The organism is Vreelandella sp. F11, assembly GCF_042466685.1.
Lineage (GTDB): Bacteria > Pseudomonadota > Gammaproteobacteria > Pseudomonadales > Halomonadaceae > Vreelandella.
Map to the genome: position 1 here is coordinate 4674019 of NZ_CP170448.1, position 16534 is coordinate 4690552.

Sequence of the window (16534 nt, forward strand, 5' to 3'; positions counted from 1 at the left end):
ATAAAGCCCTTACCGCTGGTAGCTCTCCAACCCCGGCTTGATGCTCTTGTCATCAAGGAACTGTTTAAGCCCTTGGGCGCGACCCTGCTCAGGATCAAGATGCTGCGCCTGATCAAGCTTGGCGTAGAGATACTCTTCGTTCTGCTCCCAGGTCAGTTCGCGGCTCATTTTGAAGCCGATCTTGGCGGCACGCAGCACAACGGGGTTCTTATCACGCAGCGTAGCGGCTAACTCGCGGGTGGCTTCGCGTAGCTTGGAGAGCGGCACACTTCTATTAACCAGCCCCATCTTGGCTGCCTGGGTGCCGGTAAAGGTTTCCCCGGTCATGATGTAGTAGAGCGCTTCCCGGTGGCCCACGGTATCGGCCATGGCTTTACTCACCAGGTTACCGGGAGGGATACCCCAGTTGATTTCGGAGAGACCAAACACCGACTCATCGGCGGCAATCGCCAAGTCACAGGCCACTAATGGCGAGAAAGCCCCGCCAAAGCACCAACCATTGACCATCGCGATGGTGGGCTTGGCGTAGTGGCGCAGCAGCTTCCACTGCCAGGTAGAGGCATCCCGGCGCACCTTGACTTGCACGATCTCGGGGCTGGCATCAATCTCGCGGAAGTACTCTTTAAGATCCATACCGGCCGAAAAGGATTCGCCTTCGCCTGTCAATACCAACACGTGGGCCTCTTGATCCAGTTCGATGGTCTCCAGCACATCGATCATTTCACGGTTAAGCGTTGGGCTCATGGCGTTGCGCTTTTCAGGGCGATTCAACGTCACCCAGGCAATGCCCTCTTCGACGTTAACTTTTACGGTTTGCCAGCGATCTTGGTAGTTACTCATCTCTTGCTCCTTGGGTTTTATCAAACGGCTTATTCAAACGTTAATGGTTAAGCGCCTACTCAGCGGTGAACTTGTCGATTAACTGTCGGGCGTCGTTATATAGCGCTTCACCATCGAGCCCTTTCTCTTCGGCATCGGCGATCCACTCCTCAGCCACTTCCTGTCCCACGGCTTGCCAACGGGCAGTCTCTTCACTATCTAGCTGGGTAATCGTGCCGGGCTGTTCGCCATCCTGAATGGCCTGGATCTGCACCTGGTCAGCGTCATCCATGATCTGACCTATTTTGCGGGCCTCTTGGATGCCGGAGTGAGCGTCGATAATCGCTTGTAGATCGGCAGGCAGCGCGTCGTATTTACGCTGGTTCATGGCGACGATCATCATCGTGGTATAGAGCGCATGATCACCGCTGAAGACCGTATGTTCGGTGGTAATATCCGCTAACCCCATGGCGGTAATCGCTTCAAAAGGGATCACCGTTCCATCCAGAACACCCCGTGATAGCGCCTCCAGTGCCTGGGCGACCGGCATACCAATAGGCTCAGCGCCCAACTTGGCTAGATAGCGATTCACCAACCGGCTGGGGCCGCGCATCTTGAGCCCCTCTATGTCGTCGAGCGATTCGATGCGCGTCTCTTTGGTGTGCAGCGCCCCTGGGCTATGGGTATGGACGGCGATGGGATAGACGCCCTCTAACTCATCCTGCATGTACGTCATTGCATACTCATGGGCGGCCTGGCTTGTCGCAGCACCAGTGGTGGGTATAAACGGCAAGTCGAAGACCTCTGCCCTAGGGAAGCGACCGGCGTTGTAGCCCAACACGGTCCAGATAATGTCCACCTGGCCATCTTTCGCTTGGTCATAGAGCGACGGGGGCGTACCGCCCAGCTGCATTGAGGGGTAGAGCTCAACCTCCAAGCGCCCGTTGGACTCCTCCTCAATGGCCTCTTTCCAGGGAATAAAATACTCCTGGTGAACGGGCGCTGAAGATGGGAAGAAATGATGCAGCCTAAGCGTATACTCGGCCTCCTGGGCGCTGGCCTGCCCAACGCCCAAGACAAGAGGTATGGAGATGGCAAAGGCGACTAAACGCTGGCGTAGCTTTGGGGTTGCTTGCTGTGTCATAAAAAGTACCTCGTTGTGTTTGTTATGTTTGCCGTGGCCAATGGCTAAACGACTGAGCACGGAGCCTTAATTCACCGCGAATAAATCAATCAAAACGTTCTCACGGGTACGCTCGGCAGCGCCGATAAAGATCGTGCGTGTTAGCCAGGCGTAGTCCGGGCTGGAGGTATAAAAGCGCGGCGTGGTGTAAAAGTAATACTCATTAGGAGCAACGGGCTCCCCGCGCTGAAGGCGCTGCATAACCTCAGCCGAACCATGCCGAAATCCGGTGTTCTCCACTTCGATGCGCTCGCCACTATCGGTTTCTAGAAAGTAGCAGGCATGCAGTTCGGCCACCCCATCGGTACGCAGGGTCTGCCAATCGCCACCGCCAGGCAGTACCACGCCCTTCAACCGTTCACCACACACTTGACCGCCGTTGATGGCAATGAAGCGACGCTTGCCTTGAGCGTTTTCACCCAGCTCCAGCGGGGCATCGACGTCAACCGTTAAGCGCGCGATAAAAGTTGCTGTCGGCATTCGTTGAGTCGCCTCTTGGGACATGTCCAACTCCCTTGGTCAATTGATTAAGTAAACGAAGCCAAGCGAGATGGCGGGGAAGAGCACCAGCAAAATAATGCGAATAAGATCGGCCGCTAAAAAAGGCAGGATGCCTTTAAAGGTTTCCGTTAAAGGAATGCGGGGAGCCATGGAGTGGATAATGAAGATGTTCAGCCCCACCGGCGGCGTGATCATGCCAACCTCGACGACCACCAGCGCTAAAATACCGAACCATATCGCCACATCCGTTGCGGGCATGCCGAAGTCCATCCCGGTGACGATGGGCAGAAAGATAGGCACGGTAAGCAGGATCATCGAGAGGCTGTCCATAAAGCAGCCGAGCACCAAATAGCAGAACAGAATGCCCGCCAGAACCACCCAGGGACTGATCTCGAGCCCCACAATCCAACCAGCGGTAATCTGGGGTAGCTGAGTCAAAGCAAGGAAGCTATTGAACACACTGGCGCCCAGTACGATGAAGAAGATCATCGCCGAGGTCACCGCGGTTTCAAGGACGCAGTCCCGCAGGCCGTTCCAGCGCAGCCCGCCTCGCGTTATTGCCAGTGCGCCGGTGGAGACCGCACCGACAGCGGCGGCTTCAGTAGGCGTAAAGATGCCGGTATAGATGCCCCCAATGACCACGATAAAGATCGCCGCTCCTGGCCACACCTCCAACAGTGAGCGCCAGCGCTCGCCGCGGGAGGCTTTTACCTTACTCGGCGCACTGTCAGGAAAAAAGCGCACATAAAGCGAGATGGCCAACATGTAGCTGAACACCGCTAACAAGCCCGGCACCAGGGCAGCGGCAAACATTTCGTTAATGTTCTGTTCGGCCAGAATGGCGTAGATAACCAGCACCACCGAGGGGGGAATCAAAATCCCCAGGGTGCCACCTGCGGCCAAGGCACCGGTTGCCAGGCTGCCGCGGTAGCCCTGGCGTTCCATCTCGGGCAGCGCCACCTGGGTCATGGTCGCGGCAGTCGCCAGCGAGGAGCCGCAAATAGCTCCAAAAGCGCCGCAGGCGCCAATCGTCGACATCGCTAGCCCACCGCGACGGTGGCCCAGCCAGTCGTTGGCCGCCTGGAACATGGCCCGGGAAAGACCGGCTCTCGCCGCGAACTGCCCCATCAGCAGGAACAGCGGAATGATGGATAGCGTATGGCTGGAAAAGTGTTCGTAAGGAAGTGACTTTAAGCCATTTAAAATTCCCATCGGGCCGGTGATCAGCATCATCCCCACGGCACCCACCACCAGCATGGCCAAGCCGATAGGAATACGCGTCGCCATCATGAACAGCAGTACCACAAAGCCGCTAGCGCCCAAGGTGAGAGGTGTCATCACAGATCTCCTTGGGCGGAACTTTCTTGTGTCGAACCGTCTTGAGCCGAACTGCTTTGAGTCGCGCTATTTTGATTCGAACCGGGCTGTGTCGGGTCGTAAGTAAACGCGTCGCAGGTACGATAGAGACAAACCAGTGTCAATAGCGCGAAACCCACCAGGCCGCCGATATACCCCCACCAGAGCGGTATATCCAGCAGCATGCTGGTTTCCATATAGCGACGTTTATCGAGCAAGCCGTGATAGAGGCGCCAGGTCATTAACCCTGCCACTACCAGAAAGAGCGTTTCGGCGACAACGGCGAGCAGGCGTTGAACCATGGCCGGCGCGTGCATGACCAGTAGATCCACCGTGACATGCCCACCGCGAAGATGGCAGTAAGGTAAAAACAGAAAAACGGCAATGGCAGTGCCCATTTCCACCAGCTCATAATCACCAGTGATGGGGCCCACCCACGCCAGCATGGTTATATCGCTTAACACTGGTGCACTGGCTACCCACCGACCAAGAATGCTAACGACGGTGATGATAGCGAGTGCTGTGATCATTAATCCGCCGCTTATCGCGGCAACCCTACAGGGTATCTCAAGGCTACGGCGCATCAATGCAGTGCCGATTGTCGGTACCGTCGCTAAGCTGCTCATCGTTTCGTCTCTTGTTTTTGGAGTTCGCTGTATGGCTGAAACCTACCTTGCGCTATACACCGCGAGAACATCACAACCAAACTAGTTACTTAATATAATTAATTGCCTTTGAGAGAGCATGCAAGCGTTGCCGACAAAAATACGTCTAAAGTTTTATTCCTCGCTGGTTTCCGGTGCGTATATTTTCACTAGCAGAGACAGCAGCTGACGCCGTTCAATATCACTAAGTGATTGAGTTGCATTGATATCACTCTGCTCAGCCAGCTCTTTTAGCTGCTCGGTTAAGGCTTCACCTTTTTTGCTAAGAAAAATCCCGTGGGAGCGCTTATCTCGCTTACAGCGCACCCGTAAAGCCAGCCCTCTCTCCTCAAGATTATTAATTAAGCTAACGATTCTGGGCGGATCAATGTCCAGCACCTTGGCTAAAGTGGTCTGGGTGATACCGGGATACCCTTCAATCACTACGAGCGAAGAGAACTGGGCAGGGCGTATCTCATACTCCTGCATGGCCTCATTAAAATTTTTAAAAACAGCCAGCTGTGCTCTTCTCAAGGCGTAACCAAGGCGATTTTCAAGCACCAGACCAGCGACAGAAGTCGGCTCTTTTTCGTCAGGCTCAACTTGCTGAATAGAAGTGCTCTTTTTAGATATGGCCATGCGTTAATTCCTGTCTCATTTAAATAATTACAACTATGGTCTTAAATCAGCATCCTAGCTAATCATCTAGTTAACAACTATAACTATATTCGCCAAGATGACAGCACACAACAAAACCAAGATTTTTCGCTATGGAGCTATTCATGTCCCTCCCTCCTCCGCTGACTGACACCTTACAAGAGTTCCGATTACACGGAGGCGATGTCCCCTCTTACCCACACAGCATGACCCAGCGCCTTGCCCATTGGGCAAACAAAACACCCATGAATACCCTTTTGGCCGAGCGCGAAAAGGGCCAGCACAGGTGGCGAACGCTAGCCTTTGGTGAAGCAATGCCACAAGTGATCCGCCTGGCACAAGCACTGATTGATCATGGCCTGTCGACGGAGCGGCCGCTGATGGTGCTGTCGGGAAATAGCATTGAGCATGCACTGCTTGCCTGTGCTGCCATGCATGTGGGTATTCCCTACGTGCCGGTGTCGCCCTCTTACGCGCTGCTATCAGAAGATTTCGTTAAGCTGCTGCATGTGGTGGAACTGGTGACCCCGGGGATGCTATTTGTCGATGAGGAGGCGCGCTTTAGCCGGGCACTGGCGGCGGTTTGCGATGATGGCGTCACCTGTGTGGCCAAGGTGCCAACTCTGCGAGCCCTGCCCTTTGATTCACTCGCCGCGACGCCAGCGACTGTCGCGGTGGAGAATGCCCACGCCCGCGTAACGCCTGACACTATCGCCAAACTACTGTTTACCTCAGGGTCGACGGGCATGCCCAAAGCGGTGATCAATACCCACCGTATGCTGTGTAGCAATCAAGCCATGCTAGCGAAACGGCTGAGCTTTCTAGAGCAACATACCCCGGTTTTAGTCGACTGGCTGCCCTGGCACCACACTTTCGGCGGCAATACGATTTTGGGGATGGCGATCCACAACGGGGGCGCTTTATATATTGATGATGGCAACCCCACCGCTCAGGGAGTTCAGCGAACCATCGAGAACCTGCGCGAGGTTTCGCCCACGTTTTACTGCAATGTCCCCAAGGGGTTCGAGGCGCTGGTCGAGCATTTGCGCAACGATGGCTCCCTGCGCGAGGCCTTTTTCCGCGACCTGGAAATGCTGCACTTCGGGGGCGCCGTGCTACCCGCCCATGTGCGCACCGCCCTGGAAGCGTTAGGCAAGCAGACGCGCGGAGCCGCCGTTCCCATGTTGACGGGGCTGGGCTCCACCGAAGCATGCCTGGCTTTTTGCACCGAAGAGCCCAGCGACACACCGGGCCTGATCGGGAAGCCCGTGCCAGGCATGACGCTGAAGCTGGTGGCGACGGACGATAAGTGGGAGGCGCGACTTAAGGGTCTCAACATCACACCAGGTTACTGGCGCGACACACAGCGAACCAGTGAGGCGTTTGACCACGAAGGTTACTACTGCACCGGGGATGCTATGCGCCTAATTGACCCCGACCACCCCGAGCGCGGGCTCATCTTTGACGGCCGGCTAAGCGAGAACTTCAAGCTGGTGACCGGCACCTGGGTCAATGTGGGCACCCTGCGCCTACACCTTGTGGAATACTTTGCCCCGCTGGTACAGGACATCGTGGTAGTCGGCGAAGGGCGCGACTACCTGACGGGCATCGTCGTGTTGAACCTGCCTGCCTGTGAGCACCAGCTTGGCAAAGTGGGCACCCCTCTTGACGCTCTGGCCACAGACGCCAGCCTGCATCAGTGGTTCGCCCAACGCCTGGCAACCCACTGCCGCGGCCAGTCAAGCTCCATGCGTTTAGAGCGCCTATTACTGCTCGATCAACTGCTTTCCGTTGATCGTGGCGAACTGACCGATAAGGGCTCGGTGAATCAGCGCCTAGTTCGCGAGCGCTACTCGGATCTCGTGGTGTGCCTATACGCTGAGCCACCCCAGGATCCACGCATCATCCTACCCTCTGCGAACCCAGCGCCTTAACCGCGGTACTTTTAGGCAGCCATACGATACTTTTAGGCAGCCATACGAGACCAAAAAAGGCTGGCAAAGTGCCAGCCTAGAACATGATCGAAATAGCACTAAAGCACTTACACAGTCACCTCACTGCAACGCGTAGAGCGCTAGAATTGGAAGGTGGCACTCGCCTGAAGGCGACTCGCATCATTGGACACCCCATTCACCTGCTCGATATCAGCATGCTGGTACTCAAGACCGACTGACATGCGGTCGGTAACATCCCAAATCACATTGGCAAACCCATAGTCGAGCGTTTCGAAATGGTCGCCATAGCCTGCAGGCAAGTCTTGCTCAAGCCGCGAAACGCCCACAGAACTGAACCAGCTATCCGTCCAGTAGTGATTAAGCGAGAGACCAAACGCTTGGGTTTCAATAGCTTCAAGATTGTTACCCTGCACATAGACATCAGGTGCGTTGCGGTGCCCTACATTGCCAGGGTTGCCCATATAGTTACCAATACCCTCACCGTAGGTGGCACTGCCGCGCAAGCTGGTTGAGGTATTAAAGGGCAAATTGAACTGCGCCTGCACCCCGTAGCCGGTGACTTCATCATCAATGGTATTGGTGATGTTATTGGTCGAAAGCTGACGCGCTATCCCGGAGAGCGCAAATAAACGCTTATATTCATAGCGCAGCGTCAAATCTGGCAGCTGGCTCTCCCCATCAGCTACGGAAGCATCATTGCGGGCAATGACCGTGGTGGGGTTTTCCAAGGCAACAGATAAGCTTCCTTCCCCGACAGGCTGCGTGTAGCGCAACTGAGCCTGCCTCTCAAAGGCGTAGCCCTTAGGATCCCCTAGCGCTAGGGTGCGTGTCCCGCCCACGAAACTCATAAAATTTGACCATGTTTGTCCGGCGAGAAAACCGTTCAGCTCGCCATACGCATGGCGCAGTCCGAACTTACCATCGGGAACAAAATGCCCTTCGAAGTAAGTGGTTAAACGCCCATAGTCAGTCGCGGTGTGGGTACGGAAATTCAGGCGGGATTCATAGGCCGTAAAGCTGGTGCGACCATCGGTTCGATTGCCTGGGTTCATAACGGCGTAAGGATCCGTTGATGTGCCCAGGTCGTAGTCGAAGTCATAAAACGCATCGAGTTTAACGTACCCGCCAAAGGCGATATCGGTTTTGGTGCCTGGAATATTCATCGTTGATCGATGATTCCAGGGTGGGCCTACACGGCTTGGCTCACCGGTCACGATAGGCTGTCCGGCTTCTACCACATCAAGCGCATGGGCCTGGGTAGCAAACGCACAGGGAGCGAGAAGGGCGCATGCAACAAAGTGGTTAATTTTCATTGTTTGTCTCTGCTTTGGTCGTAGTGGTTAGTTGTAATTGTTCTTAATGCGAACTCTGATCCGCACTACGTACCAAAGCTGCGAAAAAAACCTCCATCTGTCAATTAAAATGGAGGCTATGCATCTTCAGTTTTATATAAGCAATTGAATATAAATAACTTTACACCATTACTACTTTGGTTTAATTACACATTACAACTAAATTGCCGAGTATTTTATTCGGATTCGGCCAGCAACTCAGGGTAACGCAGTCCAATCAGCGCATGCTCACGCATCAACATTTCTGCCCTCGCCCCCTCCCTCTTCTTAAGTGACTGAAATATAAGCTCATGATGAAACTGCGCTAACTGCAGCTTTTTAAATTCTCGCTCTAGCTCATCGCTATCGATGATGATTGAGTCGGCGGCAGCGAAGGGTAGGTGATTATTCCTTGCAATGGCATCCGCCACGACACCGCTACCGATGGAGTGAATGATAATGCTGTGGAAGTGAGCATTAAGCTCACTCCATTGATTGATATCGGACTCTACAAGATACCCTTTGGCGATTAGTTTTTTTCCTTTTTGGATCCAAAACTTCAATTCCTTATCGACGCTAGGCGACAGCCCTTGCTCCGCAAGTCGCCTCGCGGCTAGTCCCTCCAGCACCCCGCGAACCTCAACCGCGCAGTGCACATCCGCCTGGGTAAACTGACGCACCATAAACCCGCGCTTGCCCGCCTGTTGCAGCAACCCCTCCTGCTCCAGAGTGCGAAAAGCCAGTCTTACCGGCGTTCTAGAAACCCCCAGCTGCTCCGCAACCGCGACTTCACCAAGGCGCTCCCCTGGAGCGTATGCACCCTCACTGATCAATTTACGCAGCCGACTGACGACACTTTTATCGTTGTTACTCATTTATTTGTTCTCTCATATCAACACTGTTTTGCAATTAGTTGGCGAGCTCTACGAAAGTATAGGTTGACGACAAAAACCTTCCTAGCCTTTACTTTGGATCCAATAGGCATAATTACAACACTAAACCAAAAAGGAGTTTACCGTGACTCAACAAGCCCCCTTTCCTTTAAATACCTGGTACGTCGCCTGCACCCCAGAAGAGCTTACCGAGAAACCGCTTGGGCGAACTATTTGCAATAAGCAACTAGTTTTCTTCCGCGGTGACGAAAATCGCGTGGCCGCCGTGGAGGACTTTTGCCCCCACCGTGGCGCGCCGCTCTCCTTGGGCTTTGTACGTGATGGCAAGCTGGTGTGCGGCTACCACGGCCTTGAAATGAACTGCAGCGGTAAGTGCGACAGCATGCCCGGCCAGCGGGTTCGCGGCTTTCCCAGCAATCGCGCCTACCCCGTTGAAGAGCGCCATGGCTTTATCTGGATCTGGCCCGGCGACCCCGAGAAAGCGGACGCCGATCTGATTCCCGAGCTGCACTGGGCCAACAACCCCGACTGGGCATATGGCGGCGGCCTCTACCATATTCAGTGTGAATATCGCCTGATGATCGATAACCTCATGGATCTTACCCATGAGACCTATGTGCACGCCTCCAGCATCGGCCAGCCAGAGATAGAGGAAGCCGCACCGGAAACGACGGTTAACGGCGATGAGGTGGTCACCAGCCGTGAAATGGAGAACATACCCGCACCGCCTTTCTGGCAGGCTGCCCTCAGGGGTAACGGGCTTGCCGATGACGTCCCCGTCGACCGCTGGCAAATTTGCCGCTTTACGCCCCCCAGCCATGTGCACATCGACGTCGGTGTGGCTCACGCAGGCAATGGCGGCGCAAAAGCGCCGGCGGATGTGAGAGCGTCCAGCATCGTGGTCGACTTTATCACTCCTGAGAGCGACACCTCTATCTGGTACTTCTGGGGCATGGCCCGCAACTTCAAGCCGGAAGATCACGAGCTCACCGACAAGATCCGCGAGGGCCAGGGCAAGATCTTCGAAGAAGATCTTGAGATGCTCGAAGCCCAACAGCGCAACCTGCTGCTCTACCCCGAACGGCAACTACTTAAACTCAACATTGATGGCGGCGGCGTGCAAGCCCGCCGGATTATCGATCGAATATTGGCAGAAGAGCAGGCAAAGGAGCAGTCAGCACTAACTGAGGAGGCTAAAGTATGAGCCACCCCTCTCTATCGCTTATTGTCGAGGTAAAAGCTCGCCATGAGGAGGCGCTCGGCATTGCCACCTTCGAGCTTGCCGACCCACACGGTCGACCGCTGCCCCCCTTTAGCGCCGGCGCCCACATTGATGTGCAGGTGAAAGAGGGGGTAATCCGGCAATACTCGCTGTGCAACCACTCTGAAGAGCGGGATCGCTATTTGATCGGCGTGTTGCGTGATGAGGCCTCCAGAGGAGGCTCCATCGCCATGCACGATGAGATTAAAGTAGGCAACCTGCTCCTCATCAGCGCGCCCAAAAACCACTTCCCGCTTAAACCCGCAAAGCGCACTTACCTGCTGGCGGGCGGGATCGGCATCACCCCGCTGCTGTGTATGGCGGAGCGATTGGCGCGCACCGAGGCGGATTTCGAGCTGCACTACTGCGCCCGCTCCGCCGAGCGCATGGCCTTTCGTGAGCGTATCAACACATCAGGTTTCGCCGATAGAGCATACTTCTACCTGGACGATGACACCGCGTCCCCAACCCTCGATCTGGAAAAGCTGCTTAGTGAGCCCGAGGCCGATGCACAGGTTTACGTCTGCGGCCCTAGCGGATTTATTAACGCCGTCCTATCAACAGGTAAACAGTGCGGCTGGCCAGCCGACCAACTGCACACAGAGTACTTTGCAGGCGCAGAGACAGCCAGCGAAGACGACGGCAGTTTCGAGGTGCGCATCGCCAGCAGCGGTGCCGCCTTTACCGTGCCCGCCGATAAAACCGTCTACCAAGTACTGGCTGAAAATGGCATCGATATCATGGTCTCCTGCGAGCAGGGGGTCTGTGGCACCTGCCTCACCCGTGTGCTCGAAGGCGAACCCGACCATCGAGATTTATACCTGGATGACGATGAGCACGCAGCCAACGACCAGTTCACACCCTGCTGCTCCAGAGCCAAGAGCAAAACCCTTGTGTTGGATCTTTAAATAAACATAAAAACAGTTACAAAAACGTACCCCGTTGACGAGCCATCAGGATAACGACAATGAATAAACTACCCACACATCTAGCCAAGGCGACTCTGTTTGGCGTGTTCGCCGTTTCATTCGTGGCCCCCGCCGTGGAAGCCAGCACCACACTGCGGGTTGCGCACGTCTGGCCCGGTGGCTCCATGATAGACCGGGAGCTGTTTCAAGCCTGGGCTGAAAGCGTCGAGGAGGCGTCAGATGGGCAACTGACAGTAGAAGTTTTCCCCAGCCAGACACTAGCGAAATCGGCTCAAACCTACGAAAGCGCTGTCAGCGGTATCGCCGATATTGGCGCCTCTGCCCAAGGTTATACGGCGGGCCGCTTCCCACTCACACAAGTCGTCGAGCTGCCGGGGGTATCAGCAAGCGCCCGCCAAGGGGCCTGCATACTCCAGTCGCTTTACGATCAGGGATACTTTGAACAGGAATACGCCGACACACGCCCCCTGTTCCTGTTTACTACCGGCCCAGGTTACCTACACACCAAAAACCAGCTGATTGAAACACCGGCGGATCTTGAGGGGCTTCGCCTACGCCGCCCCACGCCAGTGGTGGGTGATATGTTCGAACGCCTTGGCGCCCAGGCGGTGGGTATGCCAGCGCCGGATGTGTTTACCTCCATGCAGCGTGGTGTCGTCGACGGCCTCAGTTTCAACTGGGAAGGCATGAAGACCTTCCGGCTGAACGAACTGGCGCAGTACCACACCGAAGTCCCCCTGTATGACCTTTCCCTGTTCGCCACCATGAGCCAGCGCAGTTACGACAGCCTGCCGGCCGATTTGCAGCAAGTAATCGATGACCACAGCGGCTTGGAGTGGTCGCTGCGCGCCGCAGAGGTTTACGACGAGATGATACGCCAAGGGCGTGAAGAAGCCGTTGAAGCGGGGCATGAGTTTGTGGTCATTGAAGACGCCCTGGAAGATCCCGAATGGGGCCCTGTGCTCCAGCAAACCATTGATGATTACTTGGAGGAGATTGGCGGCGCTGCCAATGAAATCTATAATACCGCGATGGATTTACAGCAAAGCTGTCAGGTTTAGCGATTCCTTGAACCTCATCACAAAAGGGCAGCCAACATAGGCTGCCTATTGTTCTTACACTCAGAATTCTTACCTACTTAGCATTAACTCAATGGATAAGCACCACATTCCCCAAATGGTGCATCTACCACTAACCGCTCAACGACTCCGTTCAATTCCTGACTCCTTCCACAACTGTTATTCCGCATAAGCGCTACGGCTGAACCTTTGCACTGCTCGACGCCGTAATAATCTCGCCACCATGATCGGTTTTGCAGCCCAAGTACGCGGTGGGCTTACCATCGTGATTGGAGTGGCTGGAACCTTCGATGATGGTGGCGCCGCAGCCGGTTTTATCACCCACCCGCGCCACGGGCTGGCCCTCTACGTTAGAGGGCGAACCGGTGACAATTTCCGTGGTGCCGTGGCCGGGAATGGGGCAACGGTGGAGGTCGCCTTTACGGGCAACGGGTTTCATCGGCAGATTTCCCACTGACCATCGCGTTGAATAAAGTAGAGTCTTACGTTTGAGACTTGTTCATCACTTCCTGCATGCCCAAATCGAATCGGCGCTGCTACCCCCTCACGGGTAAGCCAGGCCACACGATTATCCGCTCTCAAATTCAATGTCATCGGCTCTTCTGGAAAAGGATCTAGCTGGAAAAGGTTAGGATTATCAAAGAACATGGTGAAACTTGCTCGCTGGCGCACGTAGGCTTCGGATTCTCCTGAAGCTAAAGCAAGCTCTTCAATCATGGTTTTCGATGCGTCTATTAGCGCATTGTTATCTTGGGCCTCAAAGAGTGTATATAGTCGGCGATATTCACGGGCCAGGCTATCGCGGGTAGCGTCACTGTCGCTTAATACGTCGCCCTCTTCCCAGCACCAAGTGGGCATCGGCTGTCGGTTATTAAAAGGCACCTCCAGTCTGAAATAGTCATCATCCCAATGAATGGCACTAGCCACCACACGCAATGGAGCTTGATCATCTACGTTAGTAACTTCTGGTTTAAAACCTTCCAGACCAGGTTGTATAACAACCTCGAAGGCGGTTTTGGCTTCAGTATTGGGATTTTGCCCTGGCCCCCAATACTCCATGGAGAGGCGCAACTCATGCTGCTCGTCAAATGGTTTGTCAGAGGGCACTGGCCAGGCATAAAATTGAATTTCATTACGACCATTACGTATATATTGTGATGCTGGCAGCATCGTATTCTGATGTCCCGGCACTCCTGAGAAATTGAGCATTATCTCTTGCATGTCCACTGAGGATGCTAATCCATTAACGCTCCAGCGTACGCCAAACTGGTACTCGGTTTCCTGTGCAATTAAGGGCACGCTAATCAGCGTCAGCGCAACAATCCAAAAGTAAGCCACCCATTTTTTCATGCTGTTATATACCTTCAACTGACGTGATGCACTAAGGCTGAACCTTGGCACTGCTCGACGCCGTAATAATCTCACCGCCGTGATCCTTTTTGCAGCCCAGGTAGGCCGTAGGCTTTCCATCATGGTTGGAGTGGCTGGAACCTTCGATAATAGTAGCGCCGCAGCCGGTTTTATCACCCACCCGCGCCACGGGCTGGCCCTCTACTTGAGAGGGCGAACCGGAGACAATTTCGGTGGTGGCGTGGCCGGGTATGGGGCAGCGGTGAAGGTCACCTTTATGGGCAACGGGTTTCATCGGCAGATTTCCCACTGACCATCGCGTTGAATAAAGTAGAGTCTTACGTTTGAGACGTGTTCATCACTTCCTGCATGCCCAAATCGAATCGGCGCCGCTACCCCCTCACGGGTAAGCCAGGCCACACGATTATCCGCTCCCAAATTCAATGTCATCGGCTCTTCTGGAAAAGGATCAAGCTGGAAAAGGTTAGGATTATCAAAGAACATGGTGAAACTTGCTCGCTGGCGCACGTAGGCTTCGGATTCTCCTGAAGCTAAAGCAAGCTCTTCAATCATGGTTTTCGATGCGTCCATTAGCGCATTGTTATCTTGTGCTTCAAATAGGGCATATAGTCGGCGATATTCACGGGCTAGGCTATCACGTGTAGCATTACTGTCTCTTAATACGTCGCCTTCCTCCCAGCACCAAGTGGGCATTGACTGACGGTTGTTAAAATTGACTTCTAGCGTGTCGTATTCTTCATAGCGGTTAAAGCGAATATCATTCTGCAGCGGCTGCAACGGCGCTCCAGGGTCTAGAAAGACAACTTCAGGATCAGCATTATCTTCTCCAGGCATCATAACTACTTCAAAGGCAGTGCTGGCTTCGGTATTAGGATTTTTACCGGGCTGCCAGTAAAGCAATGAAACCTTCAACTCACTATCGGGTTCATATTCAAGTGGCCATGAATTTAAATTAATTGTATTCTTACCATTCTTAATATACTGGGAAATTGGCAATCGTGTATCTAAATGGCTCGGTGTCCCTGAAAAATTCAACATGATGTTATGAATGCGTAACGAGCTAGGAACTCCATTCACAGACCAGCGTACGCCGAAGTGGTACTCTACTTCTTGTCCCATGGAAGGCGCACTAATCAGCATCAGCGCAACAATCCAAAAGTAAGCCACCCATTTTTTCATGCTGTTATATACCTTCAACTGACGTGATGCACTAAGGCTGCACCTTGGCACTGCTCGACGCGGTAATAATCTCGCCACCATGATCGGTTTTGCAGCCCAGGTACGCAGTGGGCTTACCATCGTGGTTGGAGTGGCTGGAACCTTCGATAATGGTAGCGCCGCAGCCGGTTTTATCACCCACCCGCGCCACGGGCTGGCCCTCTACTTGAGAGGGCGAACCGGTGACAATTTCCGTGGTGCCGTGGCCGGGTATGGGGCAGCGGTGGAGGTCGCCTTTGCGAGCGATGGGTTTCATGAAGCAACCGTTGCGAGACGCCAATCGCCTGATGCTGTGCGATAAAACACAACTGGCAGTCGATGGAATCGATCAGGCTCATTGGGGTATGACCAGCGGATTGGGGTGGGTAAGATGCGAACTAAACGCCCATTACCCATAAATTCTAAACTATCACCAGCAGGATCGTCAGCAAGGCGCAACGGCTCTAGCTGCGGAGAACCAGGCTCCTCACGGAGACCTGCAAGCTGTGAGGCGATAGGGAGAGATTCTGTATATTCTCTGGCGTTTTTCCCCCCAGCCATTAGTAGCCCAGCGCGATCCCACATTGCCTCACCTTCACGTAAGATTGCGTCAGTCTTACCTTCTTCAAATAGGCGATGTAACCGCTCATAGGCTTGGCGTAACTCATGGCGAAGTCGTGGGGTATCTTGCAGCGGCGTGGCCTCATTCACCCAGTGAAAATCGGGAATGGTATCCAGTAAGCGGAAGCTCATATCGACCCGTTCAGCAGCCAGTAAATCACCATTATCAATGACTAATCTGTCTGGCGAGTTAACCTGAAACTCCCCACGTGTACGCAGATGTTCGGTTTGATGTATCGTCTCGCCAAGCGGATTGGCAGGATTGTTGGGGAAATCTACCAGCTCACCAGTATCCATATCGTAACGCAGCTGCAGCGTATTAATGCGTTCCTTCTGCTGGGTGCTAGTATTGATCGCCTCAATGGAGACATCGACATAAAAAGTCGATTTGGGCCCTTGGATAAACTCGCCCGTTTCAGGATCCTGCTCTATTAACGGTGCATAAATGAACGACACCGTATTTTGCCCTTCCCTTAGGCTCGTGCTAATCGGGTACGAAATAGAGTACTGCTCTGTCAATTTATGAGAGCGCACATTTATATCATTAATTCTTAACGTCCACGCGGCACCTTGGGTATGAATATTCACCCAGTACTGGCGATCAATTGGCTGCGCCATGGCGCTGGTCGATAGGCTGACCAAGCAAGCGATGACGAGACAAACGAGGCCCCAAGTGCTGTATTTTCCAAATGAGGCGCCTACCACTAACCGACTAACGACTCCTTTCAAGATATCTC

General features: G+C 54.0%; 18 protein-coding genes. 4 read left to right on the plus strand and 14 right to left on the minus strand.

Translation table 11 applies throughout. The annotated features are described in order from the left end of the window. Positions 1-9: 9 nt before the first annotated feature. From ACFIOZ_RS21330 to ACFIOZ_RS21355, 6 genes are all read right to left on the minus strand, one after another. Entirely contained in the window at positions 10-840 is an 831-nt protein-coding gene (locus tag ACFIOZ_RS21330) for a p-hydroxycinnamoyl CoA hydratase/lyase (protein ID WP_386081126.1), read from the minus strand. Positions 841-895: 55 nt separating this feature from the next. Beyond that, positions 896-1963, minus strand: coding sequence for a TRAP transporter substrate-binding protein (locus tag ACFIOZ_RS21335; protein WP_386081128.1), 1068 nt, complete (start codon positions 1961-1963; stop codon positions 896-898). A 66-nt stretch (positions 1964-2029) separates the two neighbouring features. Beyond that, a complete protein-coding gene (locus tag ACFIOZ_RS21340; protein WP_386081131.1) occupies positions 2030-2482 on the minus strand; it encodes a DUF3237 domain-containing protein in 453 nt (150 codons plus the stop codon). Positions 2483-2521: 39 nt separating this feature from the next. Next, a complete protein-coding gene (locus ACFIOZ_RS21345; RefSeq protein WP_386081135.1) occupies positions 2522-3841 on the minus strand; it encodes a TRAP transporter large permease in 1320 nt (439 codons plus the stop codon). Further along, positions 3841-4485 carry a TRAP transporter small permease gene (locus tag ACFIOZ_RS21350; protein WP_386081136.1) on the minus strand — a complete coding sequence of 215 codons (645 nt, stop codon included), beginning with the start codon at positions 4483-4485 and terminating at the stop codon, positions 3841-3843. Before ACFIOZ_RS21350 ends, ACFIOZ_RS21345 begins: the two co-directional genes overlap by 1 nt. Before the next feature lie 153 nt (positions 4486-4638). Further along, the gene (locus ACFIOZ_RS21355; protein WP_386081138.1) at positions 4639-5142 is read right to left on the minus strand and encodes a MarR family winged helix-turn-helix transcriptional regulator; all 504 of its coding nucleotides are present in this window, start codon (positions 5140-5142) and stop codon (positions 4639-4641) included. A 143-nt stretch (positions 5143-5285) separates the two neighbouring features. On the opposite strand from ACFIOZ_RS21355, the gene ACFIOZ_RS21360 reads away from it, so the two are divergent. Further along, entirely contained in the window at positions 5286-7094 is a 1809-nt protein-coding gene (locus tag ACFIOZ_RS21360; protein WP_386081140.1) for a feruloyl-CoA synthase, read from the plus strand. A gap of 140 nt (positions 7095-7234) precedes the next feature. On the opposite strand, the gene ACFIOZ_RS21365 is transcribed toward ACFIOZ_RS21360, so the two are convergent. Continuing rightward, positions 7235-8428 (minus strand): DcaP family trimeric outer membrane transporter, encoded by a 1194-nt coding sequence (locus tag ACFIOZ_RS21365; protein ID WP_386081141.1) that lies wholly within the window; start codon positions 8426-8428, stop codon positions 7235-7237. Between the two features lie 215 nt (positions 8429-8643). Beyond that, a complete protein-coding gene (locus ACFIOZ_RS21370; RefSeq protein ID WP_386081142.1) occupies positions 8644-9321 on the minus strand; it encodes a GntR family transcriptional regulator in 678 nt (225 codons plus the stop codon). Positions 9322-9463: 142 nt separating this feature from the next. Between ACFIOZ_RS21370 and ACFIOZ_RS21375 the strand changes: the two genes are divergently transcribed. The 3 genes from ACFIOZ_RS21375 to ACFIOZ_RS21385 are packed head-to-tail and all read left to right on the plus strand — an operon-like array spanning position 9464 to position 12590. Next, positions 9464-10543: a Rieske 2Fe-2S domain-containing protein gene (locus ACFIOZ_RS21375; protein WP_386081144.1), complete on the plus strand. Its 1080-nt coding sequence runs from the start codon at positions 9464-9466 to the stop codon at positions 10541-10543. Beyond that, a complete protein-coding gene (locus ACFIOZ_RS21380; protein WP_386081145.1) occupies positions 10540-11508 on the plus strand; it encodes a PDR/VanB family oxidoreductase in 969 nt (322 codons plus the stop codon). The genes ACFIOZ_RS21375 and ACFIOZ_RS21380 overlap by 4 nt, the downstream gene beginning before the upstream one ends. Before the next feature lie 59 nt (positions 11509-11567). Beyond that, entirely contained in the window at positions 11568-12590 is a 1023-nt protein-coding gene (locus ACFIOZ_RS21385) for a TRAP transporter substrate-binding protein (protein ID WP_386081147.1), read from the plus strand. Between the two features lie 193 nt (positions 12591-12783). On the opposite strand, the gene ACFIOZ_RS21390 is transcribed toward ACFIOZ_RS21385, so the two are convergent. Genes ACFIOZ_RS21390 through ACFIOZ_RS21415 form a run of 6 tightly spaced genes read right to left on the minus strand, consistent with a single transcriptional unit; the run spans position 12784 to position 16526 of the window. Next, a complete protein-coding gene (locus ACFIOZ_RS21390; protein WP_386081148.1) occupies positions 12784-13047 on the minus strand; it encodes a PAAR domain-containing protein in 264 nt (87 codons plus the stop codon). Next, positions 13044-13958: a hypothetical protein gene (locus tag ACFIOZ_RS21395; RefSeq protein ID WP_386081149.1), complete on the minus strand. Its 915-nt coding sequence runs from the start codon at positions 13956-13958 to the stop codon at positions 13044-13046. Before ACFIOZ_RS21395 ends, ACFIOZ_RS21390 begins: the two co-directional genes overlap by 4 nt. Before the next feature lie 31 nt (positions 13959-13989). Next, positions 13990-14253, minus strand: a complete 264-nt coding sequence (locus ACFIOZ_RS21400) for a PAAR domain-containing protein (protein WP_386081151.1) — start codon at positions 14251-14253, stop codon at positions 13990-13992. Further along, entirely contained in the window at positions 14250-15158 is a 909-nt protein-coding gene (locus tag ACFIOZ_RS21405) for a hypothetical protein (protein WP_386081152.1), read from the minus strand. The genes ACFIOZ_RS21400 and ACFIOZ_RS21405 overlap by 4 nt, the downstream gene beginning before the upstream one ends. A 31-nt stretch (positions 15159-15189) precedes the next feature. Next, the gene (locus ACFIOZ_RS21410) at positions 15190-15453 is read right to left on the minus strand and encodes a PAAR domain-containing protein (protein WP_386081153.1); all 264 of its coding nucleotides are present in this window, start codon (positions 15451-15453) and stop codon (positions 15190-15192) included. Further along, a complete protein-coding gene (locus ACFIOZ_RS21415) occupies positions 15450-16526 on the minus strand; it encodes a hypothetical protein (RefSeq protein ID WP_386081155.1) in 1077 nt (358 codons plus the stop codon). Before ACFIOZ_RS21415 ends, ACFIOZ_RS21410 begins: the two co-directional genes overlap by 4 nt. Positions 16527-16534 lie beyond the last annotated feature (8 nt).

What these genes read in the sequence shown, in the direction of transcription:
- ACFIOZ_RS21390 (WP_386081148.1), bottom strand. Translation starts at nt 13,047, where the DNA reads ATGAAACCCGTTGCCCGTAAAGGCGACCTCCACCGTTGCCCCATTCCC.
- ACFIOZ_RS21380 (WP_386081145.1), top strand. Translation starts at nt 10,540, where the DNA reads ATGAGCCACCCCTCTCTATCGCTTATTGTCGAGGTAAAAGCTCGCCAT.
- ACFIOZ_RS21410 (WP_386081153.1), bottom strand. Translation starts at nt 15,453, where the DNA reads ATGAAACCCATCGCTCGCAAAGGCGACCTCCACCGCTGCCCCATACCC.
- ACFIOZ_RS21365 (WP_386081141.1), bottom strand. Translation starts at nt 8,428, where the DNA reads ATGAAAATTAACCACTTTGTTGCATGCGCCCTTCTCGCTCCCTGTGCG.
- ACFIOZ_RS21385 (WP_386081147.1), top strand. Translation starts at nt 11,568, where the DNA reads ATGAATAAACTACCCACACATCTAGCCAAGGCGACTCTGTTTGGCGTG.
- ACFIOZ_RS21355 (WP_386081138.1), bottom strand. Translation starts at nt 5,142, where the DNA reads ATGGCCATATCTAAAAAGAGCACTTCTATTCAGCAAGTTGAGCCTGAC.
- ACFIOZ_RS21405 (WP_386081152.1), bottom strand. Translation starts at nt 15,158, where the DNA reads ATGAAAAAATGGGTGGCTTACTTTTGGATTGTTGCGCTGATGCTGATT.
- ACFIOZ_RS21340 (WP_386081131.1), bottom strand. Translation starts at nt 2,482, where the DNA reads ATGCCGACAGCAACTTTTATCGCGCGCTTAACGGTTGACGTCGATGCC.
- ACFIOZ_RS21350 (WP_386081136.1), bottom strand. Translation starts at nt 4,485, where the DNA reads ATGAGCAGCTTAGCGACGGTACCGACAATCGGCACTGCATTGATGCGC.
- ACFIOZ_RS21330 (WP_386081126.1), bottom strand. Translation starts at nt 840, where the DNA reads ATGAGTAACTACCAAGATCGCTGGCAAACCGTAAAAGTTAACGTCGAA.
- ACFIOZ_RS21345 (WP_386081135.1), bottom strand. Translation starts at nt 3,841, where the DNA reads ATGACACCTCTCACCTTGGGCGCTAGCGGCTTTGTGGTACTGCTGTTC.
- ACFIOZ_RS21370 (WP_386081142.1), bottom strand. Translation starts at nt 9,321, where the DNA reads ATGAGTAACAACGATAAAAGTGTCGTCAGTCGGCTGCGTAAATTGATC.
- ACFIOZ_RS21360 (WP_386081140.1), top strand. Translation starts at nt 5,286, where the DNA reads ATGTCCCTCCCTCCTCCGCTGACTGACACCTTACAAGAGTTCCGATTA.
- ACFIOZ_RS21400 (WP_386081151.1), bottom strand. Translation starts at nt 14,253, where the DNA reads ATGAAACCCGTTGCCCATAAAGGTGACCTTCACCGCTGCCCCATACCC.
- ACFIOZ_RS21335 (WP_386081128.1), bottom strand. Translation starts at nt 1,963, where the DNA reads ATGACACAGCAAGCAACCCCAAAGCTACGCCAGCGTTTAGTCGCCTTT.
- ACFIOZ_RS21395 (WP_386081149.1), bottom strand. Translation starts at nt 13,958, where the DNA reads ATGAAAAAATGGGTGGCTTACTTTTGGATTGTTGCGCTGACGCTGATT.